Origin of the sequence: Xanthomonas sp. NCPPB 2586, from assembly GCF_041475775.2 — a bacterium.
GTDB lineage: Bacteria > Pseudomonadota > Gammaproteobacteria > Xanthomonadales > Xanthomonadaceae > Xanthomonas > Xanthomonas campestris.
Genome location: NZ_CM192981.1, coordinates 2,253,910 through 2,275,739, shown reverse-complemented (window position 1 = coordinate 2,275,739; position 21,830 = coordinate 2,253,910). Strand labels below are relative to the sequence as shown.

Below are 21,830 nucleotides of genomic sequence, written 5' to 3'. Positions count from 1 at the left end.
ACTTGTTCAGCGATCCAGCTCGCTCCAGCGTGCGTAGGCCGCATCCAGCTGCGCTTGCGCATCGTTGAGGGCGGCAGTGTGTGCGGTCATCGCTGCGCTGTCGCGCTGATAGAACGCCGGGTCGTTCATGGCGTCGGTCAATGCGGCGACCTGCTGCTCCAGGGTCTCGATCAGCGCCGGCAGTTGCTCCAGCTCGCGCGCTTCCTTGTAGCTGAGTTTGCGCTTGGGCGCAGCCTCCTCGGCTACAGCCGGCACCGGTGCAGCAGCGGCCACCGGCGTGGTCGCCGCTGCAGTTGCCGAGGCCTTGGCCACCGCCATCGCATTGGCGGGCGCGGTGCGCCGCTGGCGCAGCGAATCGCTGTATCCGCCGACGTAATCGCCGATCAGGCCATCGCCTTCCATCACCAGCGTGGAGGTGACCACGTTGTCGAGGAAGTCGCGGTCATGGCTGACCAACAGCAAGGTGCCGGTGTATTCGCCGAGCAGCTCTTCCAGCAGCTCCAGCGTTTCCACGTCCAGGTCGTTGGTCGGTTCGTCCATTACCAGCAGGTTAGACGGCTGCGCGAACAGGCGCGCCAGCAGCAAGCGATTGCGCTCACCACCGGACAGGCGCGTGATCGGCGCACGTGCACGCTCGGGCGTGAACAGGAAATCCTGCAGATACGCGTGCACGTGCTTGCGCTTGCCGTTGATCTCGATGAAGTCGCGCCCTTCGGCCACGTTTTCGATCGCGCTCCAGTCCTCGCGCAAGGTGGCGCGGTACTGGTCGAAATAAGCAATCTGCAGATTGGTACCGATGCGGATCTCGCCCTGCTGCGGCTGCAGGTCACCCAGCAGCAGCTTGAGCAAGGTGGTCTTGCCGCTACCGTTAGGGCCGATCAGGCCGATGCGGTCGCCACGCTGGATGATGCTGGAGAAGTCCTTGACCATCGTGCGCGCGCCGAACGCAAAGGTGACTTCCTTGGCTTCGATCACCTTCTTGCCGGACGACTCGCCCTGCGAGACTTCCATGCGCACATTGCCGGTGAGATCGCGGCGCTGCACGCGCTCGTTGCGCATCGATTCCAGCCGTCGCACGCGGCCTTCGTCGCGCGTGCGGCGCGCCTTGATGCCCTGACGGATCCAGATCTCTTCCTGCGCAAGCATCTTGTCGAAGCGCGCATTTTCCTGCGCCTGCGCATTGAGCCGCTCTTCGCGCCGGCGCTCGTAATTGGCCCAGTCGCCCGGCCAGCTGGTGACCTGGCCGCGATCGATCTCGACGATGCGCGTGGCCAACGCGCGCAGAAAGCGCCGGTCATGGGTAACGAACAGCACGCTGCCGTTCCAGCCCCTGAGGAAGGTTTCCAGCCAATCGATGGCTTCGATATCCAGGTGGTTGGTCGGCTCGTCGAGCAGCAGCACGTCCGGCGAAGCCACCAGCGAGCGTGCCAGCAGCACGCGCCGCTTCATGCCGCCGGACAGCCGCGCGAACTCCGCATCGCCGTCAAGATCGAGCTTGGTCAACGTTTCGCTGACGCGCTGATCCAGCGCCCAGCCCTCGGCCGCATCGATCTTGGCCTGCACCTTGCCGAAGGCTTCGGCATCGAAGACCTCGGCGTGGCTGAGTTGATGGAACTCGGCCAGCCAGTGACCCAGTTCACCCAGCCCGTCGGCTACCACGTCGAACACGCTGCCGCCGGTTCCCTGCGGAACCTCCTGCTCCAACCGCGCGATCCGCACGCCCTGCTGCACGCGCACTTCGCCGTCATCGGGCTTGAGCTCGCCGGCAATCAATTTCATCAGGGTCGATTTGCCGGCACCGTTGCGGCCGATCAGGGCGATACGCTCGCCCGGCTCGATCGTCAGGTCGGTTTTTTCCAGCAACAACGGGCCGCCGACGCTGTAGTCGACGCTTTGCAGAGTGATTAAAGGCATGGCGCAATTGTACGGGATTGGTGATTGGGGATTCGGGATTGGCAAGAGCGCGGCTGTCGCGGTGACGAATCCCAAATCCCTAATGCCCAATCCCGGGCTAAAATGCGCCATGAACGAATTCTCCGCGCTGCCGCTCTCGCCAGCCTTGGCCCCCGGCATCGATGCCCTGGGCTACACCACCCTCACGCCGATCCAGGCGCAGAGCCTGCCGCCGATCCTCCAGGGGCTGGATGTGATTGCCCAGGCGCCCACCGGCAGCGGCAAGACCGCCGCGTTCGGGCTGGGTCTGCTGCAAAAGCTCGACCCGGCACTGACCCGTGCGCAAGCGCTGGTGCTGTGCCCCACGCGCGAATTGGCAGACCAGGTCGGCAAGCAACTGCGCAAGCTGGCCACCGGCATTCCCAACATGAAGTTGCTGGTGCTCACCGGCGGCATGCCGCTTGGTCCGCAGCTGGCATCGCTCGAAGCGCACGACCCGCAGGTCGTGGTCGGCACGCCCGGCCGCATCCAGGAACTGGCGCGCAAACGCGCCCTGCATCTGGGCGGCGTGCGCACGCTGGTGCTGGACGAGGCCGACCGCATGCTCGACATGGGCTTTGAAGAACCCATCCGCGAGATCGCCAGCCGCTGCGACAAACACCGCCAGAGCCTGCTGTTCTCGGCGACCTTCCCCGACATCATCCGCACACTGGCGCGCGAGCTGTTGAAGGACCCGGTGGAAATCACCGTGGAAGGTGCGGACAACGCACCGGAGATCGACCAGCAGTTCTTCGAAGTGGACCCCACTTATCGGCAGAAGGCGGTGGCCGGGCTGCTGCTGCGCTTCAATCCCGAATCCAGCGTGGTGTTCTGCAATACCCGCAAGGAAGTGGACGAAGTGGCCGGCTCGCTGCAGGAGTTCGGGTTCTCCGCGCTGGCATTGCATGGCGACATGGAGCAACGCGACCGCGACGAGGTGCTGGTGCGCTTCGTCAATCGCAGCTGCAACGTACTGGTTGCCAGTGACGTGGCCGCGCGCGGCCTGGATGTGGAAGACCTCGCGGCGGTGGTGAATTACGAGCTGCCCACCGACACCGAAACCTACCGCCACCGCATCGGCCGGACTGCGCGCGCCGGCAAACATGGCCTGGCACTCAGCCTGGTGGCGCCGCGCGAAAGCGCCCGTGCGCAGGCACTGGAGGCCGAGCACGGCCAGCCGCTCAAGTGGTCGCGCGCACCGCTGGCCACCGCACGCCCGGCGCAGTTGCCGCTGGCGGCGATGACCACGCTGCGCATCGACGGCGGCAAGACCGACAAACTGCGCGCCGGCGACATTCTGGGCGCATTGACCGGCGAAGCAGGGTTGTCAGGCGCGGCGATCGGCAAGATCGCCATCTACCCCACCCGCTCGTACGTGGCGATTGCGCGGGCGCAGGTCGCTCGTGCACTGACCCATCTGCAGGCCGGCAAGATCAAGGGCCGCCGCTTCCGGGTCACCAAGCTCTAGGCAGCGCGTCTAGCCGAATCAGGGAGCCCACGCAGGTGGGCTCGACGGCGCAGCGGCGTGGCCGCTGCACCGGTACAGCGATCCCTTGCTCAGTAGCTCAGCGTCGCCAGCAGCGGCACATCGTTGAGCCATTTGCTGCGGCCCTGCAGGGCCTGCAGCTCGACCAGCACCGCCGCGCCGACGATTTCCAGCTCCAGCTGCGCGGCCAGGCCCAAGGCCGCACGCAGGGTGCCGCCGGTGGCGAGCACGTCGTCGACAATCAAGACCCGTGCACCACGCGGCAGCGCATCCTCATGCATCTCGATGCGATCGGTGCCGTATTCCAGCGCGTATTCCTGGATCAACGTGCGCCCGGGTAATTTGCCCGGTTTGCGCACCGGCACGAAGCCAGTGCGCAGCTCGCGCGCCAACGCCGCGCCCAGAATGAAGCCCCGCGCCTCGATGCCCAGCACCGCATCCAGCGGCGTGGTGCGCCAGGGCTGCGCCATTTCATCCAGCGCAGAAGCGAAATCCGGGCCATCGGACAGCAGCGGTGTGATGTCCTTGAACACGATACCCGGCTTGGGAAAATCGGCGATGTCGCGGATCCGGCCCGACCAGTGGGCCGGTCCGGAAGAGGTGGAACCGGCGCAGCGGCTGCAGTCGTTCATGGCGGTCGTGGCCAGTGGGAGCGCTCTATTCTAGGCGAGCGGACCGACTGTGCGGCGCCGACGACCGCTGCCGACATGAGCGCGTCAGGAACTGCAGGACAACATCGAGCATCCCGCGCGGTCCCGCGCCCAGTCCGGGCGCTTAGCTGCGAATGACTCGCGCCTGGGCTGGTCGTCGTACGGGCGCTGCATGACCTCCAGCAGCGCGTGCACGCCCGACAGATCGCCCTGCTCGGCCTGGTCGATCGCCTGCTGCGCCAGATAATTGCGCAGCACGTAGCGCGGGTTGGCCGCCCGCATCCGCGAAGCGCGAACCGCATCTGACGCGCCGTCCTGCAGGCAACGTGCGGCATACCGCTGCAGCCAGGCGCCCAGCGCTGGCGCCTGCGCAGCACGCTTGGTCTCGTCGTAGAAGGCCTCACGCAGCACAGAAGCATCCGGCTGCTGCGGCGACAGATCCACCAGGCCACGGAAGGTCAGCGTCATGTCCATCTCCGCTTCGCGCATCAGCGCACGCAGGTCGTCGATCAGCTGCAGATCCTCGTCCTGGCACTCGGCCAGCCCCAGCTTGGCCGCGGTATCGCGCCGGTCACAGGCCAGGTAGGTGTCACGAAACTGGTCCAGCCCGGCGTGCAAGGGCGCCGCATCGCCGAACAGCGGCGACAGCGCCTGGGCCAGCCGCCCCAGATTCCAGTACGCCACCTGCGGCTGGGTGCCGAAGCGATAACGGCGACCCTGCGCATCGGTGGTGTTGGGCGTCCAATCCGGGTCGTAATCGTCCACCCAGCCGTAGGGGCCGTAGTCGATGGTGAGTCCCAGGATGGACATGTTGTCGGTATTCATCACCCCATGCACGAAGCCCACGCGCATCCAGTGCGCGACCATCACCGCAGTGCGCTCGCACACGTGGCCGAACCAGGCGGCAACACGGTCTTCACCGCTGCCCGGCAAGTCAGGGAAATCGCGCGCCAGGGTGAAGTCCACCCACTGCCTTAGCAGATCGACGTCGCCACGTGCGGCGGGCAGTTCGAAATTGCCGAATCGAATGAACGAGGGCGCCACGCGGCACACGATCGCGCCCGGCTCGCGGCGCGGATGCCCGTCGTAGAACATGTCGCGCACCACTGCATCACCGGTGCCCACCAGGCTCAACGCGCGAGTGGTCGGCACGCCCAGGTAATGCATCGCCTCGCTGCACAGGAATTCGCGGATCGACGAACGCAGCACGGCACGGCCATCCGCTCCACGCGAATACGGCGTCGGCCCGGCACCCTTGAGCTGCAGCTCGTAGCGCCCGCCATCGACCCCGATGGCCTCGCCCAATGAGATCGCGCGGCCATCGCCCAGCTGCCCTGCCTAATGCCCGAACTGGTGGCCACCGTAGTTGACCGCCCACGGCTGCATTCCCGGATACAAGGCATTGCCGCCAAACACCTCGGCAAACTGTGGGCTGGCAAGATCCTCGGCACGCAGGCCCAGGCGCTGCGCCACATCGGCCGAATACGCCAGCAGTGTGGGCGCAGCGACCGGCGTCGGCCGCACCGCAGACCAGGCTGCCAGCACTTCGCGGCGGCGTGGGCCTTGTTCCGGGTCGCCCGGCAACTGGGCGCGCAAACGGTTATCGAATTGAAGATGCGTCATGCGTGCAAGCCTAGGGCACTGGCGATGAACTTCGCATGCGCGCAGCGCGCATCCAAGCGCGCGCCGGCATCGTATCTTCACCTGCTGCACCGTTGCCAAGCAGGCTCGGCCTGCCTGCAGTCACCACGCGCCCAGCACACTCTCTTTGAGCGACACCGCCCATGCCCTCACGCGCTTCCCGCTGGTTCCGCCCCGCCCTCGTGCTACTTGGTTCGCTGACCTTGAGCGCCTGCAGCAGCGTGTTCTTCAGCGGCATCAATGCCTCCACCAGTCGCGAGGGTGTGATCGAGCACCGCAACGAGGTGTTCGACCCGGCCCTCGGGCTGGCGCTGGACGTTTATCAACCGCGCAACGCACTCAATGCGCCGGTGGTGGTGTTCTTCTATGGCGGCACCTGGAAGCGCGGCACGCGCCAGAACTACAGCTGGGTCGGCCGCTCGCTCGCGCGCCAGGGCGTGGTCGCGCTGGTCGCCGATTACCGCAAGTATCCGCAGGTCGGGCTGGACGGCTTCATGACCGATGCCGCAAAGGCAACGGCATGGGGCTATCAACATGCGCAGGCCTATGGCGGCGACCCGACACGCGTGGCGGTGATGGGGCATTCGGCAGGCGCGCATATTGCCGGACTGCTGGTGACGGATCGCAGGTGGCTTCAGGCGCAGGGCCTGCGTCCGCAACAACTGTGCGGTTTCGTCGGACTTGCCGGTCCGTATGATTTCTCACCCATGACCGAACCCGAACTCATCGAGGTCTTCGGCACCTCACCTGCACAGCAAGCCGCGTCGCAGCCTGTGGTTCACACAGACGGCGACGAGCCGCCGATGTTGCTGCTGCATGGACAAGACGACCGCGTCGTGGAGCCACGCAACAGCACCTCGCTGGCCGCTGCCGAACGGCGCGTCGGCGTCCAGGCAAACACCACGTTTTATCCCGGCATGGGGCACATGGGCCTGATGCTGTCGCTGCGCAAAAATCCGGCCGATTCGCCAACCCTGCGCGACACCCTGCAGTTCCTGCGTAACTGCAAGGCTCCTTAAGGGGAGAGCCCGCCTAATCGGGCAGCACACCTAAGTCAGCCGGTTAGCTGCGAACGACTCAGGTGGCGGGCTTGGCCCGCTGCAGCTCGAACGGCCCGCCCTTCTTCAGTGCAGCCTGATATCCCGGGCGCGCCTCAATGCGCTCGATAAAGCTGCGCAGCTTGGGGTAGGCCTCCAGCCCGCCGCCCCGCGCAGCCGCCGCCTGCACCGGGAAACTCATCTGAATGTCGGCCGCAGTAAAGCGCTCACCCGCGAACCAGCCGCTATCGCTCAGCGATTGCTCCATCCAGTCCATATGCAACTTGAGTTGCGGCCCGACGAAGCCAGACATCGCTTTATCGACGATCGCGCGCGCTATGGGCTTGGCGAAAAAGGGCATCGGGGCTGAGCGGATGCGCCCAAAGATCAGCGTCATCAGCAATGGCGGCATGGCCGAGCCTTCGGCGTAATGCATCCAGTACCGAAATTGCAGGCGCTCGGCAGACTCCGCTGGACGCGCCGACGGCGACAGCGCGCATTCGGTGTCGTAGCGCTCGGTGAGGTATTCCAGGATCGCGCCGGACTCGGCAATGGTCAGCCCACCATCGACCACCACCGGCGACTTGCCCAGCGGATGGATCGCGCGCAACGCCGGAGGCGCCAGCATGGTCTTTGGGTCGCGCTCGTGGCGCACGATCTGGTACGGCAACGCCAGTTCTTCCAGCAACCAGAGCACGCGTTGCGAGCGGGAATTATTGAGGTGGTGGACAGTAAGCATGGGAGAGCCGGCGTGCGGAAAACGCACATCCTACCCAGGCATACGTCATTGCCGTGCTCACTGCATCCGTCACGCCAGCACCGGTGTGCACACGGGAGGGCAGGACGCGCAGGCCGGTCAACGCGACAAATCGCAGACAATAAAAAACGCCGGACGCTTGCGCGCCCGGCGTTTTTGGCAACCTTACGGTTGCAGACGGATTAGACCGCCTGCACCTGGTCAGCCTGCATGCCCTTCTGGCCCTGCACGGCGACGAAGGAGACCTTCTGGCCTTCCTGCAGCGACTTGAAGCCGGTGCCCTGGATGGCACGGAAATGCACGAACAGGTCCGGGCCGCTTTCCGGGGTGATGAAGCCGAAGCCCTTGGCATCATTGAACCACTTCACGACACCGTTCTGACGATCTGACATTTTACTAACTCCTGAACTTTTAGATGGATAAATCGCAGCAACCGAAAAACCGGCGCTGAGACTGAGTTGCAGGCGTTGGTAAAGCGGAACGATGGAGCGGGATCGAATGAGATCTAGCTACACCAGGCCACGATTCACGGTGACCCTTGCAAACACAGTGGGTGCACAGTACTCGTGTTTTATGCAAAAAGCGACACCTTCGGACAAAAGTTTTGCTGTCGGGCGCATTCTGACCCCCTGTCAGGCCATTTCCCTCCCGATTTCCTAGATGAATACGCCACTCCCGCCAGGTCTTGCGCAGATCTGGGTCGACGCCGACGCCTGCCCGGCGGTCATTCGCGACATTTTGTTCCGCGCCGCCCAGCGCACCGGCATCCCTGTCACCTTTGGTCGCCAACCATTTCCTGCGCACGCCAACCCTGGCCCATGTGCGGGCGCTGCAGGTGCCCGGCGGCCCGGATGCGGCCGATGACGCGATCGCCGAGCGGGTCAACGCTGGCGATCTGGTAGTGACGCAGGACATTCCTTTGGCGGCGCGCGTACTGGAACGCGGCGCCGCAGCGGTCAGTCCGCGCGGGGAGCCGTTCAGCAGCGACAGCATCGCCGAGCGCCTGTCGGTGCGTGGTTTTCTGGAGGAATTGCGCGGCGCCGGCGTGGCCACCGGCGGGCCGCCTGCGCTGCACGCACGCGACCGCCAGGCGTTCGCGGCGCAGCTGGATCGCTGGCTGGCACGGCAACCCGCCCGGCCTTGAAGACCCGCGCGCGGAGCCCGCAGGCGTATCATGACCGCCCTTTGCAACTGGTTTCCCGATGGCTCTCACCGCCACCGTCCGCAGGGCGGAACTGCAGATCAGCGACATGGATCGCGGCTACTACGCCAACCATTCGCTGACCCTGGCCCAGCACCCTTCCGAAACCGACGAACGCCTGATGGTGCGCCTGCTGGCCTTCGCCCTGTTCGCCGACGACCGCCTGGAGTTCGGCCGCGGGCTGAGCAATGACGACGAGCCGGATCTGTGGCGGCGCGACTACACCGGCGACCCCGACCTGTGGATCGACCTGGGCCAGCCCGACGAGAGCCGCGTCCGCAAGGCCTGCAACCGGTCGCGGGAAGTCGTGGTCATCGGGTACGGCGGCCAGGCCACCGAGACCTGGTGGAAGAAGCATGCCAACGCACTCGGCCGGCACCGCAACCTGCGCGTGCTGGAGCTCGAATCGCAGGCCACCGAGGCGCTTGGAGCGCTGATTCAGCGCGGCATGCGCTTTGACGTGATCATCCAGGACGGCGAAGTGCAGATGCTGGCCGACCAGGGCACCGTCACGCTCACGCCCATCGTGCGACAAGCCCCGGCGGAATGAGCACGCGTTGCGATGTGTTGGTCATCGGCGCCGGCGCTGCCGGGCTGATGAGCGCCTTCACGGCCGGCCGCCGCGGGCGGCAGGTGCTGGTGATCGACCACGCCAACAAGGTGGGCAAGAAGATCCTGATGTCCGGCGGTGGGCGCTGCAACTTCACCAATACCGGCACCACCCCGGCCAATTTTGTTTCGGCCAACCGGCACTTCTGCAAGTCCGCCCTCGCCCGCTACACCCCGGGCGCGTTCGTGGAAATGGTGGAGCAGCACGGCATCGCCTATCACGAAAAAGAGCTGGGCCAGTTGTTCTGCGATGTGTCGTCCAAGCAGATCGTGCGCATGCTGCTGGACGAATGCGAGGCGGCCGGCGTGCAGATTCGCACCCAATGCGAGGTGCAGGCGGTGCGCCGCGACAGCGACGGCTTCAGCGTGGACACCAGCCAAGGCCGCGTGCAGGCGCAGGCGCTGATCGTGGCGACCGGCGGGCTGTCGATTCCTAGCATGGGCGCGAGCGGCTTCGGCTACACGCTGGCCAGGCAATTCGGTCATCAGCTGCTGCCTACCCGCGCCGGGCTGGTGCCGCTCACCCTCAGCGGCAAGCATCAGGAACGCCTGCAGGATCTGTCCGGCCTGGCCGTGCCGGTCGAAGCGCACTGCAATGGCGCCAGTTTCCGCAACTTCATGCTGATCACCCACCGTGGCGTCAGCGGGCCGGCGATCCTGCAGATCTCCTCGTTCTGGCAGCCCGGCGATGATCTGCGCCTGGACCTGCTGCCAGGCCATGACGCCGAGGCCTGGCTGCGCGAACAAAAGCAACTGCGCGGGGCCACCGAGCTGCGCAACGTGCTGGGCGAGGTCCTGCCACGGCGCTTTGCGCAGCGACTGTGCGAGGTGTGGCTGCCAGACAAGCCGGTGCGCCAGCTCGATCCACCCCAGTTGCGCGCGGCCGCCGACCTGCTCGGTGGCTGGCCGCTGGTGGCCAGCGGCACCGAGGGCTATCGCACCGCCGAGGTCACCCTGGGCGGCGTGGACACCGACCAGGTGTCCAGTGCGACGATGGAGTCGCGCCTGGTAGCCGGGCTGTACTTCGTTGGCGAAGTGCTCGACGTCACCGGTTGGCTGGGCGGCTACAACTTCCAATGGGCCTGGGCGTCCGGGCATGCTGCCGGAAGCGTGGCCTAGGTCTCACCGTCGCTGCGCGCCCGTCCACATACATGGACGCGCCGAACCCCTTCGTGTATTAAAGCCCGTCTCTAGGGAGCCGCGCATGCAGAAAGGCAAAGATCTCACCCTCCGCCTGATGATTGTCGATGACAGCGTGGAGAGTGCCGAGGCCATCGTGACCGCGCTGCGCAACGGCGGCATCGCCGTGCGGCCGTCACGCCCGCAGACACCGGAAGAGCTCGGCAGCATGTTGTCCGGGCAGATCGACCTGGCGGTGCAAGGCCAGGCGCAGCAGATTCCGATGTCGGCCCTGCAGCAGCAGATTGCCGGCAGCGGCAAGGACATCCCGATCATCCAGCTGGCCGACCGCATCGAAGAGAACGCATTGGTCGAAGCCGCCGCGCATGGCGTGCGCGCGATCGCGCTGCGCCATCGCACCGAGCATCTGCTGGCATTGGTGCGCTCGGAGTGGGCCGACCTGCAGGCGCGCCGCGGCTTGCGTCGCATCGAAGCGCAGATGCGCGAAACCGAGCGCCGCTGCGATGCGCTGATTGCCTCGTCGCGCGACCCGATCGCCTACGTCCACGAAGGCATGCATATCCGTGCCAACGAGGCGTATCTGGAGATGTTCGGTTTCGAATCCTTCGAGGACGTGGAAGGCGTGTCGCTGCTGGACATGATCGCCGCGCAATACGTGGACGATTTCAAGCAACTGCTCAAGGCCCTGTCCAAGGGCGAGCCGCCGCCGGCGCAGTACAAGGTCGACGCGCGTCGGCTGGAGGGCGACACCTTTCCGGCGACCATGGAATTTGCCACCGCCACCTATGAGGGCGAGCCCTGCATCCAGGTGGTGTTCCGGCGCCGCGAAGAGTTCGACCCGGAACTGGCGCGCGAGGTCGAGGACCTGCGCCAACGCGACCAGGTCACCGGCCTGCTCAACCGCCCCACCTTCATGGTGGCGCTCGAACAGGCGGTGGCACAGGCCGGCCGCAGCGAAGGCCAGTCCGGCTTCCTGTTGATCGAACCGGATCATTACGCGCGGATCCTGCCGGAGATCGGCCTGGATTCGGCGGATGCGCTGATCGCCTCACTGGCGGCGCACCTGGCCAGCGTGCTGGATGACAGCGTGGTGGCCGCGCGCTTCGGCGAGCACAGCTTTGCGCTGTTGATGGACGGCAACTATGCGCGCTCGCATGCGCTGGCCGAATTGGTGCGTGACGCGTTTGCGCAGCACGTGTTCAGTGTGGGCGAACGCTCGGCCACGGTCACGGTCAGCATCGGCGGTGTGCAGATCGGCGAAAAGATCGCCAGCATCGGGCAGGTGCTCAACCGCGGCACCGAGGCGGTGCGCACCACAGCCGAGCTCGGTGGCAATGCGGTCAGCATCTTCGACCCGGCCGCGGCCGATCGCGCCGAGGAAGAACGCATCGAGCGCTGGGTGGAACAGCTGCGCGAGGCGCTGATCGGCGACGGCTTCCTGCTGCATTACCAGCCCGTGCTCAACCTGCAGGGCGAGCCGCTGGAGCTGTATCAGGCGTTCCTGCGGCTGGAGCGCAATGGCGAGATGATGTCGCCGAATGCGTTCATGGCCATTGCCGAAGAACATGACCTGATCACCGAGATCGACCGCTGGGTGGTGGCACGTGCGATCCGCCAGTTGGGCGAGCGCCAGCGCGCCGGGCACAAGACCCACCTGCTGGTGCGCATCGGGCCCAATTCGTTCTCCGACCCACAGATGATCGACACCATCCGCGAACAGCTGGCGGTGTACGGCGTGCCCGGCGAGCGGTTGTGGCTGCAGACACCGGAATCGAAGGTATTCACCCACCTGCGCAACGCCCAGCAATTCCTGGCTTCGGTCTCGGCAATGGGCTGCAAGGTAGGGCTGGAGCAGTTCGGTTCGGGCCTGGATTCGTTCCAGCTGCTCGCACACTTCCAGCCCGCGTTCCTCAAGCTCGACCGCAGCATCACCGGCGACATTGCCTCTGCCCGCGAAAGCCAGGAAAAGATCCGCGAGATCACCTCACGGGCGCAGCCGACCGGCATCCTCACGGTGGCCGAGTTCGTGGCCGATGCGCAGTCGATGAGCAGCTTCTTCACTGCGGGGGTCGATTACGTGCAAGGCGACTTTGTTGCGCCCACCGGCCCGCTGATGAACTACGAGTTCGGCTGAGGCCATAGCCACCCGCGTAAGGCGCCATGCTGCTGGCTGGCGCCGTGTGCGGTTTATCGCCACGGTGCGCTGCCGAGAATCAAGGAAACACGCCGCAACAAAAAACCCGCATGACGCGGGTTTTTTGTTGAAAGGCAAACCGCTGGCTTACATCGCCGTACCGTTGGACGCACGCAAGGCGGCAATGCGCTCGGTCAGCGGCGGGTGGCTCAGGAACAGGCGACGCAAGCCCTCACCCACACCGCCGGAAATGCCGAACGCCTGCACCTGCGAGGGCAAGGTGTTCTGGCCGTGATTGAGCGATAGGCGCTCCAATGCGGCGATCATCTTGTTGCGCCCGGCCAGCTGCGCGCCACCGGCATCGGCACGGAACTCGCGGCGGCGCGAGAACCACATCGCGATCATCGTGGCGAACAGGCCGAACACCATCTCCAGCACGAACACAATGATGTAGTAGGCAAATCCACGCCCGCTGTCGCGATTGCCAGACAGCGCGCTGTCGATGATGCCGCCCACCACGCGCGCCAGCACGATCACGAAGGTGTTCAGCACGCCCTGCAGCAAGGCCATGGTGACCATGTCGCCATTGGCAATGTGGGCAATCTCGTGGCCCAGCACGGCCTCGGCCTCGTCTTCGCGCATGTGCTGCAGCAAGCCCGTGGAAACCGCCACCAGCGCATTGTTGCGGTTGGCCCCGGTGGCGAAGGCGTTGATTTCCGGTCCGTCGTAGATGGCCACTTCCGGCATGCCGATACCGGCCGCCTGGGCCTGGCGGCGCACCGTGTCCACCAACCAGCGCTCGGTCTGCGTCCGCGGCTCGGTGATCACCTGCGCACCGGTGCTGCGCTTGGCCATGAACTTGGACAGCAGCAACGAAATGAACGAGCCGCCGAAGCCGAAGATGGCGGCCATCACCAGCAGCCCACTCATCTGTGCCGGATTGACGCCCAGCACCGACATCACAATGCCGGCCAGGATCAGCACCGCAAAGTTGGTCAAGAGAAACAGGACGACACGGTTGAACATAGAGGCAGTGGCTCCGCACGCAAAGAGGATGAACTGCTGCGGATCTGCGGACGTGGCGGGTTGAAATCAAGCAAGCACCTGACCGACGATTCAGCTGCCCATGTCCTCACTCCCCTACCGCGGCCGCTTCGCGCCCTCGCCCACCGGCCCCCTGCACTTCGGCTCGCTCCTGGCTGCGTTGGGCAGCTGGCTGCTCGCGCGCCATGCCGGTGGCGAATGGCATGTGCGAATCGAAGACATCGACCCGCCGCGTGCCGAGCCAGGCGCCTCACAGCGCCAGTTAAATACGCTGGCTGCGTTCGGGCTGCACCCTGACGGGCCAGTGCTGTATCAGTCCGACCGCGATGCGTATTACGAGGCAGCACTGTCGCGGCTGCTGCGCAGCGGTGCGGCGTTCGAATGCAGTTGCAGCCGCGCAGAGCTGGCCGCGATGGGTGGCATCCACCACGTCTGCGTGGCGCCACTGGGCATCCGCCGCGCAGTGCGCCTGCGGGTGCCGCCGAACACCCAGGCAAGCTTTCAGGACGCGCTGCAGGGGCGCATCACCCAGGATGTGTACGCCGAGGTAGGCGATGTCGTCCTGCGCCGTGCCGACGGCTACTGGGCCTACCAGCTGGCGGTGGTGGTCGACGATGCGGCGCAGGGCATTACCGATGTGGTGCGCGGGGCGGACCTGCTCGACTCCACCCCGCGCCAATTGGTGTTGCAGCAGGCCCTGGGCGTGGCACCGCCGCGCTATCTGCATCTGCCGCTGATCCTGGGCGCCGACGGGCGCAAGCTCTCCAAGTCGCATGCGGCGCAACCAGTGGACGACAGCGACCCGCTGCCAGCGCTGCGCGCGGCCTGGCGGGCGCTGGGCCAGGCACCGGCGGCCCTGCCCGCGCACGCATCGGTGGCCGGTGTGCTGCAGCATGCTGTGCAGCATTTTTCGCCGCAGCGGCTGCCGCGCGTTGCCAGCCTGGACACTGCCACGCGCATCGACGCCCCGGCTTGACTAGAATTGCGACCCAGCACCGGCTTTCGCCCTGACGCCTCCGCAGCGTCGCGGGCGCCGCCAGCCCTATCTGCTTATTGGAGTTGCGCATGACATCTCGCGTCGCGTTGGTCACCGGCGGCACCGGCGGTATCGGTACCGCCATTTGCAAGCGCCTGGCCGACCAGGGTCACCGGGTCGCCAGCAATTTCCGCAACGAAGAAAAAGCACGCGAGTGGCAGCAGCGCATGCAGGCCCAAGGCTACGAATTCGCCCTGTTTCGTGGGGATGTGGCCTCGTCCGACCATGCGCGCGCGCTGGTGGACGACGTGGAAGCCGCGCTCGGGCCGATCGAAGTGCTGGTCAACAACGCCGGCATTACCCGCGACACCACGTTCCATCGCATGACCGCCGAACAGTGGCACGACGTCATCAACACCAATCTCAATTCGGTGTTCAACGTGACCCGCCCGGTGATCGAAGGCATGCGCAAGCGCGGCTGGGGCCGGGTGATCCAGATCAGCTCCATCAACGGGCTCAAAGGCCAGTACGGCCAAGCCAATTACGCCGCGGCCAAGGCCGGCATGCATGGCTTCACCATCTCGCTGGCGCGCGAAAATGCGGCCTTCGGCATCACCGTCAACACGGTGTCGCCGGGTTACGTGGCCACCGACATGGTGATGGCGGTGCCGGAAGAAGTGCGCGCCAAGATCGTGGCCGATATCCCCACCGGCCGGCTTGGGCGGCCGGAGGAAATCGCTTATGCGGTGGCGTTTCTGGTGGCCGAAGAGGCGGCGTGGATTACCGGCTCCAACCTGGACATCAATGGTGGCCACCACATGGGCTGGTAACGTTTGCTGCAGATGAGCGGTGCAGCATGGAAATCCGTGTCAAATCATGCTGCGCAGCATTTTTTTCCCGTCTGCTTAAGAAAATAAGGCGTTCTGGCTGTTGCAAGCGCTGCTGCGGTGCGCCATCCTGCGCGCACTATCGTTGTGAGTGAACGTTCCATGGCCGGACTTCGCATCATCAAGAAGTACCCCAACCGCCGTCTCTACGACACGGAAATTTCCAGCTACATCACCATCGAGGATGTGCGCCAACTGATCATCGACGGCGAGGAGTTCGAGGTCCGCGATGCAAAAAGCGGCGAAGACCTCAGCCGCGCCGTGCTGCTGCAGATCATCGCCGACCAGGAACAGGACGGTGAGCCGATGCTCTCCACCCAGTTGCTGAGCCAGATCATCCGTTTCTACGGCGACTCCCTGCAGGGCTTCATGGGTAATTACCTGGAGCGCAGCATGCAGGTGTTCCTGGACCAGCAGCAGCAGTTCCGCCAGCAGATGGGCAACCTGCTCGGGCAGACGCCCTGGGCGATGATGAATCAGCTCACCGAGCGCAATCTCGAGCTCTGGCAGGAATTCCAGCGCAACTTCGGCGCCGGCTTCGGCCGCCCGGGTGGCCCTGGTACGCCGCCCACCCCGCCCGGCAGCAGCATGGGCAGCGGGCTAGGCAGCGGAACCAGCAGCGGCAACGCGACCGGCACCACCGGCAAGGCCCGCAACCGCGGCTGAGCCCTGACCGGCGTGGCGCAACCTGCGCCGCCGCCCGGTCATCACGTCAGTGGCCGGCCTGCTCCGCGCAGGCCGTGCAGATCCGCTCCACGCGATACCCGCGTGCACGCAGACGCTCCACCACCCCGTCGTGACCCAGCAGGTGCAAGGCACCGACCACCACCAGCGTGGTGCCGGCCTGCTTGCCCAGCCGCTGCTCCAGACGCGGCACCCAGCGCGCATTGCGCTCCACGTTGATGTCTTGATACAGCGCGGGATACTGCTTGCGCATGTCTTCGGCCATTTGCGTGGTCAGCAGATGGACGTCACCACGGCGCCAGGCGTCGTGCAGCGCGTTGACCTGATCGGCGGCACCGGCCTCGTCGAGGGTTTCGGCCAGCAGTTGCTGTTGTTCGGTCGCAGTCATGCTGTCGAGCAGGGCGATCTGTTCGTCCGCGCGCTCCAGGCCATCGGCCGGTTTGCCACGTGCCTGCGCCAGCTGCATCAGGTAATTGTCCAGTCCCGCATCGGCCTGCATGCCCTGGCGTCGCATCTCGGCCAGGCTGAGCGTCAGGGCGACAAACCACGGCTTCATCGGCTGCAGGCTCTCCAGCGGGATGCCGCGCTTGCGCGCCTGCGTGGCGAGCGCCTGCCAGGTCGGGGCGTCAAGCGCATCCTGCAGGCGCTTGCCATCGCCGCGGCGGGCGGCACGCAGCATCTTGGCCGCCAATTCGGGCGACTGCACATCGGCCGGTGGCAGTTCGAAGGTGAGCCGGTCGGCCTGCGCAAAGGCCTGCAGCACATCCGGCGACAGCGGGTAGTCGTCGGGCTTGAGCAGATGGAACGAGCCAAGCAGATACAGCGTGCCGCCTTTGCCATCGACCTTCCACAACAGCGGCACCGGCGGGCTGGCGGCAGCAGCGATGCCAGGTGCCGAGGCGGCAGCCGCTGTGCCGCCCCACAATGCAGCGATCGCCAACAGGCCTGCGCAGGCGGGCAGCAGCGCGCGACGCGTCCGTGTCATCCATCGCATCAATGCGCTGCCTTGTAGGCTTTTTCGCCCGCCGATACGGCTAGGTCGATGCGATTTTCCGGCGGTGGCAATGGGCAGGTCGCAAACGGCGTGAACGCGCACGGCGGGTTGATGGCGCGGTTGAAGTCCACCACCACGTGCCCGGAGGCATCCGGAGCTTCCAGATCGAGAAAGCGCCCGGCCGAATAACTGCCGTGGCCGCTGGTGCGATCGGCGAACACCACGAACATCGGGCGACCCGGCTCGCCAATGGCTTCCAGCCGATAGGTCTTGCCATCGCGCTCGAACTCGATCGCACCGGCATTGGGCTGCTCGCTGCTGATGCCGACGATATCTACGATGGGAATGGTCTTGCCGACATTGTTGGGCACGTAGCGCGCCTGGATGCGCCAGGACGGATCGATGGGCCAGTACTCCAGCCCCGCAAACCCGGTGCGCGACGGCGCATCGGCATGCTTGACCCGCAGCGCGTAGCGATCGCCGCGGTGGATCAGGCTCAACACGCCCTTGCCGTCGTCGAAGCCGATCAGCGTCGGCTGCGGATCGACATCGGACTGGAAGCGGATCTTGCCGGTGAGCGGTTTGCCACCGACGGTCAGTGCCGCACCACGCTCGGGCACGAACCACACCGCATCGCGCTCGCTGGACACCATGCCCATCTTGGGCGGCCCCACGGCCAGGCGGATACCGCTGTCGGCACTGCGGCCGATGTAGTGCGCCTTCAACGACAGCCAATGCAGGCCGACCAGACTGGTCCAGCCATCGGGCGCCCGTAGCTCGGTCAGGCGCGCCTCGCGCCAGGCGGCGTTATCGGCCAGAAACGTCTTGTCCAGCGCCACTGGCGCCGGCGCGGGTGGTGCCTCGCGGCCACAGCCGAGCACACCTACCGCTACCAGCATGCCGAGCAGCCAGCCCCTCCCCCTGTGCAGCACTGTCATCAACGTCCCCTCAGGAACCAGCGATCGATTTCGCCCAGCGTAAACCGGGCCCAGGTTGGCCGGCCATGGTTGCATTGGCCCGAACGCTCGGTGGCCTCCATGTCGCGCAGCAAGGCGTTCATTTCCGGCACGGTGAGCCGGCGGTTTGCACGCACCGCGCCGTGGCAGGCCATGGTGGACAGCAACTCGTCACGCGCGGTGGCGATGCGCCGGCTCTGGCCGTGCTCACGCAGATCGCCGAGCACATCGCGCAACAACGCTTCCGGGTCGGCATTGGCGAGCAGCGCCGGAATGCTGCGCACGTGCAGCGATTGCGGGCCGCTGCGGGTGATCTCGAAGCCCAGGCTGGCAAGCGTATCGGCCTCGCGCTCGGCGGTGTCGGCCTCGCGCTCGCCCACTGCCAGCGTCATCGGTACCAGCAGCGGCTGCGCATGCAGGCCAATGCTGTCGTGCGCCTGCTTGAGGCGTTCGTAGCCGATACGCTCATGCGCGGCATGCATGTCGACCACGATCAGGCCTTCGGCGTTTTCCGCGAGGATATAGATGCCGTGCAACTGCGCCACCGCATAGCCCAGCGGCGGCACTCCGCTGTCGTGCGCGGTCGCCGGCAAGCCGGTGCCGGACAGCACCGGTTGCCCGTCGTCGCGCAACGCGCTGCCGGCCGCAGGCGCATACAACGCGGCGTAGGCGGCGCGCGCCTCGTCCACGCGCAAACCCAGCGGCGCCTGCGACGGCGCCCAGCTTGCATAGCCTGAGCCACTGCCAGCGCCCGGATGCCCTGCACCGGCGTCAGCAACGTAGCTTCCGCCGCCCTGCGCGGCAACGGCGCCGATACCGAGGGCTGCCGCCCCCCCGACCCCAACATCAGCGGGCAGCGCGCCGGCACGGGTCTGCGCTAGTGCGTCCTGCAGAGTGCGATAGACGAAGTCGTGGATCAGCCGCGCCTCGCGGAAGCGCACCTCGTGTTTGGCCGGGTGCACGTTGACGTCCACGCGCGCAGGGTCCAGCTCGAGAAACAGCACATATGCCGGCTGGCGCCCGTGGAACAGCACATCGCCGTAGGCCATCTTCACCGCATGCGCCACGCTGCGATCCCGCACCGAGCGGCCGTTGACGTAGAGATACTGCTGATCGGTACTGGCGCGCGAGTAATGCGGCTGCGCCACCCAGCCGTGCAGGCGCAGGCCGGCACCGCTGTGGTCCACGCGCAGCGCCTGGCGCGCGAAATCCTCGCCCAAGGTCTCGCCCAGCCGCGCGTCCGAATACAGATCGCCCGGCTTGTAGCGCCGCGACGGTTTGCCGTTATGCGAGACGCGCAATTCCACGTCCGGGCGCGCCAGTGCCAGCGAACGCAGCCACTCTTCGATATGGCCCAACTCGGTGCGCTCGGCGCGCAGGAACTTGCGCCGTGCCGGCACGTTGAAGAACAGCTCGCGCACCTCAACGGTGGTGCCCGGCGCATGCGCACGCGGCATCACCTCGCCCAGGCGCCCGCCTTCGATCTGCAGCGCGGAGCCGTGCTCGGCATCCGGGCGACGCGAGGCCAGCGTAAAGCGGCTGACCGAGGCGATGGACGGCAACGCTTCGCCGCGGAAGCCCAGCGTGGCGACGGTTTCCAGATCATCCAGCGAGGCGATCTTGCTGGTGGCATGACGCGACACCGCCAGCGGCAGCTCTTCCGGCGCAATGCCGCCGCCATTGTCGCGGATGCGGATCAGCCGCACGCCGCCCTCTTCCAGATCGATATCCACGCGGGTGGCGCCGGCATCGAGGGCGTTTTCGACCAGTTCCTTGACGACCGATGCCGGGCGCTCGACCACCTCGCCGGCAGCGATCTGGTTGATCAGGATCTCGGGCAATTGCCGGATCGCCATCAGCGGGCGCTCCCTGGCAGATGCGCTACGCGCACGCAGTGGCTGCCCGCATGGGCGAATGATGAAATCAAGGGGAAAAACGTCGGCACGGCCATCCGGCGGCGCCAGGCGCCGTCATCGAGGAGTCAGTGCGGAATGATAGCCGAGCGGCTCAACGGCTGCCGCCGGCCACGGTGCCGACTGCGGCGTCGGCCTCTGCCTGCGCACGTGCCGCGAACAAGGTGCCCGGGGGCGGCTGACGGGTGAAGAACGTATCGATACCGTCCAGCACCGCGGAGGCGATCTTGCGTTGATACGCCGGGTCGATCAGCCGGCGCTCTTCATCCGGGTTGGAGATGAAGGCGGTTTCCACCAGCATCGCCGGCATGTCGGAAGTGCGCAGCACCGCGAAATTGGCGCGTTCCAGCTGCGGCTTGTGATTGTTGCCGATGCGCTTCAAACCGCCCAGCACATGGCCTGCGGCGTCTTCGGATGCCTTCATGTGGCCGCTCTGGGCCAGGTCCAGCAAGACGTTGGCCAGCGTGCTTTCGGTCTGCTGCAGGCGCACGCCACCGACGAGGTCGGCGGCGTTTTCCTTGTCGGCCAGCCAGCGTGCACGCTGCGACGACGCGCCCTTGGTCGACAGCACATAGACCGATGAACCGGTGGCACTGCGGTTTTCCGCGGCGTCGGCATGAATGGAGATGAAGATGTCGGCCTTGGCCGAGCGTGCCTTCTGCGCGCGCATCGGCAGCGGAATGAACACGTCGGTATCGCGGGTCATGTACGCCTTCATGCCCTGCGTGGCGTTGATCTGGCGTGCGAGCTCGCGGCCGATGGCCAGCGTGACGTCTTTTTCGCGCTTGCCGGTCGGACCCATCGCGCCGGGGTCCTGGCCGCCGTGACCGGGATCGATAGCCACCACCAGCGGACGCATGCCGGGTGCCATCTTGACGCGCGATGCCTCGCTTGGCAGCAGCGGGCGCGGCGGTACATCGTCATTTTGCGCATCGGCGGCAGCCACACCGGCCGACGTCACGGCTGCGCCCTGCGGCGCGACCTGCGCCACGTTGCCACCGTTCAAGATGACCGCCGGCGACGGCGTGCCCGTGGCGATCGCGGCGCGGGTACCGCCGGTCGTGGCGGGCGCGCCTGATGCGGCAACCGTCCCGGGACGCGGAGTCGGCACGCCAGTGGCGATCGTCGTGGGCACCGGGGCAGGCGTTACTGTCGGCATCGCCGATGCAGGCACGGGTACCGGCGTGGGCGCTGGCGCTGGGGTTGGCGGCGGAAGCGCCGAGGCGCGCTGTGCGGAGGCCGCGAGCGCCGCAGTGGCACGTGCAGCTTCCGTCTGTGCATCCAGCGGACGTGTGGCAGGCACTGCGGCTGGCGGCGTTGTTGCTGCTGGCACAGCGCTTGATGTTGAAGCAACCGGCTTGGCCGGCGCGAAATCGCCGGGCCACTCGATCACCAGCGTCGAGGCGCTGCCCAGGGTCTGCATCTGCGGCTTCAGCGCAGTGACTGGCGTTGCCAGCTCGAACACCACCCGGAAGGTCCCCGGGACCGGTTGCCCGGTGCGCACCGACGTCACCAGCCCGGCGGCGGCCGGCAGCTTCAAGCCGCTCTTTGCCGAGGAGGCCGGGAAATCCACCACCAGTCGATTGGGATTGGCCAGCGACAAGGTCTTGAACCCGCCGCTGCCGGCCAGCTGGATCTCTGCACGCGTGCCCGTGGCCCCGGTGCTGACATCCACTTGCTTGATTTCGCCTGCCCGCGCACTAAAAACCGCCAGGCTCAGGCCGGCGGTCAGGGCGAAAGCAAAGCGATGGTGGCTCCCCTTGGTCATGGAGCCGGATTCAATCACCCG

17 protein-coding genes and 2 pseudogenes are annotated in these 21,830 nt (G+C 66.3%); 9 read left to right on the top strand and 10 right to left on the bottom strand.

Annotated elements, in window-relative coordinates; translation table 11 throughout:
- Nucleotides 1-6: 6 nt before the first annotated feature.
- Entirely contained in the window at nucleotides 7-1,914 is a 1,908-nt protein-coding gene (locus ACCQ09_RS09675) for an ATP-binding cassette domain-containing protein (RefSeq protein ID WP_040941205.1), read from the bottom strand.
- Nucleotides 1,915-2,023: 109 nt separating this feature from the next.
- Between ACCQ09_RS09675 and dbpA the strand changes: the two genes are divergently transcribed.
- The gene (dbpA, locus tag ACCQ09_RS09670; RefSeq protein WP_011037426.1) at nucleotides 2,024-3,400 is read left to right on the top strand and encodes an ATP-dependent RNA helicase DbpA; all 1,377 of its coding nucleotides are present in this window, start codon (nucleotides 2,024-2,026) and stop codon (nucleotides 3,398-3,400) included.
- 89 nt (nucleotides 3,401-3,489) lie between these two features.
- Here dbpA and ACCQ09_RS09665 read toward each other — a convergent pair whose 3' ends face one another.
- Nucleotides 3,490-4,050: an adenine phosphoribosyltransferase gene (locus ACCQ09_RS09665; RefSeq protein ID WP_040941204.1), complete on the bottom strand. Its 561-nt coding sequence runs from the start codon at nucleotides 4,048-4,050 to the stop codon at nucleotides 3,490-3,492.
- A gap of 84 nt (nucleotides 4,051-4,134) precedes the next feature.
- Nucleotides 4,135-5,691, bottom strand: a pseudogene (locus ACCQ09_RS09660) (protein adenylyltransferase SelO).
- A 161-nt stretch (nucleotides 5,692-5,852) separates the two neighbouring features.
- On the opposite strand from ACCQ09_RS09660, the gene ACCQ09_RS09655 reads away from it, so the two are divergent.
- Nucleotides 5,853-6,728: an alpha/beta hydrolase gene (locus ACCQ09_RS09655; protein WP_228427816.1), complete on the top strand. Its 876-nt coding sequence runs from the start codon at nucleotides 5,853-5,855 to the stop codon at nucleotides 6,726-6,728.
- Between the two features lie 58 nt (nucleotides 6,729-6,786).
- Here the strand turns inward: ACCQ09_RS09655 and ACCQ09_RS09650 are convergent, their stop codons facing one another.
- The gene (locus ACCQ09_RS09650) at nucleotides 6,787-7,485 is read right to left on the bottom strand and encodes a glutathione S-transferase (RefSeq protein ID WP_040941202.1); all 699 of its coding nucleotides are present in this window, start codon (nucleotides 7,483-7,485) and stop codon (nucleotides 6,787-6,789) included.
- A 200-nt stretch (nucleotides 7,486-7,685) separates the two neighbouring features.
- On the bottom strand, nucleotides 7,686-7,895 hold the full coding sequence (locus ACCQ09_RS09645; protein ID WP_011037431.1) for a cold-shock protein: 210 nt from the start codon (nucleotides 7,893-7,895) through the stop codon (nucleotides 7,686-7,688).
- A 268-nt stretch (nucleotides 7,896-8,163) separates the two neighbouring features.
- Here ACCQ09_RS09645 and ACCQ09_RS09640 point away from each other — a divergent pair.
- The 4 genes and pseudogenes from ACCQ09_RS09640 to ACCQ09_RS09625 all read left to right on the top strand — a co-directional run bounded on the left by ACCQ09_RS09640 (nucleotide 8,164) and on the right by ACCQ09_RS09625 (nucleotide 12,587).
- Nucleotides 8,164-8,647: pseudogene (locus ACCQ09_RS09640) on the top strand (YaiI/YqxD family protein).
- A 58-nt stretch (nucleotides 8,648-8,705) separates the two neighbouring features.
- The gene (locus tag ACCQ09_RS09635) at nucleotides 8,706-9,254 is read left to right on the top strand and encodes a YaeQ family protein (RefSeq protein WP_011037433.1); all 549 of its coding nucleotides are present in this window, start codon (nucleotides 8,706-8,708) and stop codon (nucleotides 9,252-9,254) included.
- Entirely contained in the window at nucleotides 9,251-10,432 is a 1,182-nt protein-coding gene (locus ACCQ09_RS09630; RefSeq protein ID WP_012438142.1) for a BaiN/RdsA family NAD(P)/FAD-dependent oxidoreductase, read from the top strand. The genes ACCQ09_RS09635 and ACCQ09_RS09630 overlap by 4 nt, the downstream gene beginning before the upstream one ends.
- 85 nt (nucleotides 10,433-10,517) lie before the next feature.
- Nucleotides 10,518-12,587: an EAL domain-containing protein gene (locus tag ACCQ09_RS09625; protein ID WP_011037435.1), complete on the top strand. Its 2,070-nt coding sequence runs from the start codon at nucleotides 10,518-10,520 to the stop codon at nucleotides 12,585-12,587.
- Between the two features lie 147 nt (nucleotides 12,588-12,734).
- On the opposite strand, the gene htpX is transcribed toward ACCQ09_RS09625, so the two are convergent.
- Nucleotides 12,735-13,613, bottom strand: coding sequence for a protease HtpX (htpX, locus tag ACCQ09_RS09620; protein WP_012438140.1), 879 nt, complete (start codon nucleotides 13,611-13,613; stop codon nucleotides 12,735-12,737).
- A gap of 100 nt (nucleotides 13,614-13,713) precedes the next feature.
- Here htpX and gluQRS point away from each other — a divergent pair, with 100 nt between their 5' ends.
- The 3 genes from gluQRS (at nucleotide 13,714) to phaR (ending at nucleotide 16,160) form a co-directional block, all read left to right on the top strand.
- Complete coding sequence (gene gluQRS, locus ACCQ09_RS09615) at nucleotides 13,714-14,607, top strand: tRNA glutamyl-Q(34) synthetase GluQRS (protein ID WP_040941201.1); 894 nt, start codon at nucleotides 13,714-13,716, stop codon at nucleotides 14,605-14,607.
- A gap of 89 nt (nucleotides 14,608-14,696) precedes the next feature.
- Nucleotides 14,697-15,437, top strand: coding sequence for a beta-ketoacyl-ACP reductase (locus ACCQ09_RS09610; RefSeq protein ID WP_014507974.1), 741 nt, complete (start codon nucleotides 14,697-14,699; stop codon nucleotides 15,435-15,437).
- A 159-nt stretch (nucleotides 15,438-15,596) separates the two neighbouring features.
- Nucleotides 15,597-16,160, top strand: coding sequence for a polyhydroxyalkanoate synthesis repressor PhaR (gene phaR, locus ACCQ09_RS09605; protein WP_040941200.1), 564 nt, complete (start codon nucleotides 15,597-15,599; stop codon nucleotides 16,158-16,160).
- 46 nt (nucleotides 16,161-16,206) lie between these two features.
- Here phaR and ACCQ09_RS09600 read toward each other — a convergent pair whose 3' ends face one another.
- From ACCQ09_RS09600 to ACCQ09_RS09585, 4 genes are all read right to left on the bottom strand, one after another.
- The gene (locus tag ACCQ09_RS09600; protein ID WP_040941199.1) at nucleotides 16,207-17,163 is read right to left on the bottom strand and encodes a TraB/GumN family protein; all 957 of its coding nucleotides are present in this window, start codon (nucleotides 17,161-17,163) and stop codon (nucleotides 16,207-16,209) included.
- Between the two features lie 8 nt (nucleotides 17,164-17,171).
- A complete protein-coding gene (locus tag ACCQ09_RS09595) occupies nucleotides 17,172-18,110 on the bottom strand; it encodes a DUF1684 domain-containing protein (RefSeq protein ID WP_012438136.1) in 939 nt (312 codons plus the stop codon).
- Nucleotides 18,110-19,984 (bottom strand): DNA mismatch repair endonuclease MutL, encoded by a 1,875-nt coding sequence (gene mutL / locus ACCQ09_RS09590; RefSeq protein WP_011037442.1) that lies wholly within the window; start codon nucleotides 19,982-19,984, stop codon nucleotides 18,110-18,112. The genes ACCQ09_RS09595 and mutL overlap by 1 nt, the downstream gene beginning before the upstream one ends.
- A gap of 151 nt (nucleotides 19,985-20,135) precedes the next feature.
- Nucleotides 20,136-21,809 (bottom strand): N-acetylmuramoyl-L-alanine amidase, encoded by a 1,674-nt coding sequence (locus tag ACCQ09_RS09585; protein WP_162866377.1) that lies wholly within the window; start codon nucleotides 21,807-21,809, stop codon nucleotides 20,136-20,138.
- Nucleotides 21,810-21,830 lie beyond the last annotated feature (21 nt).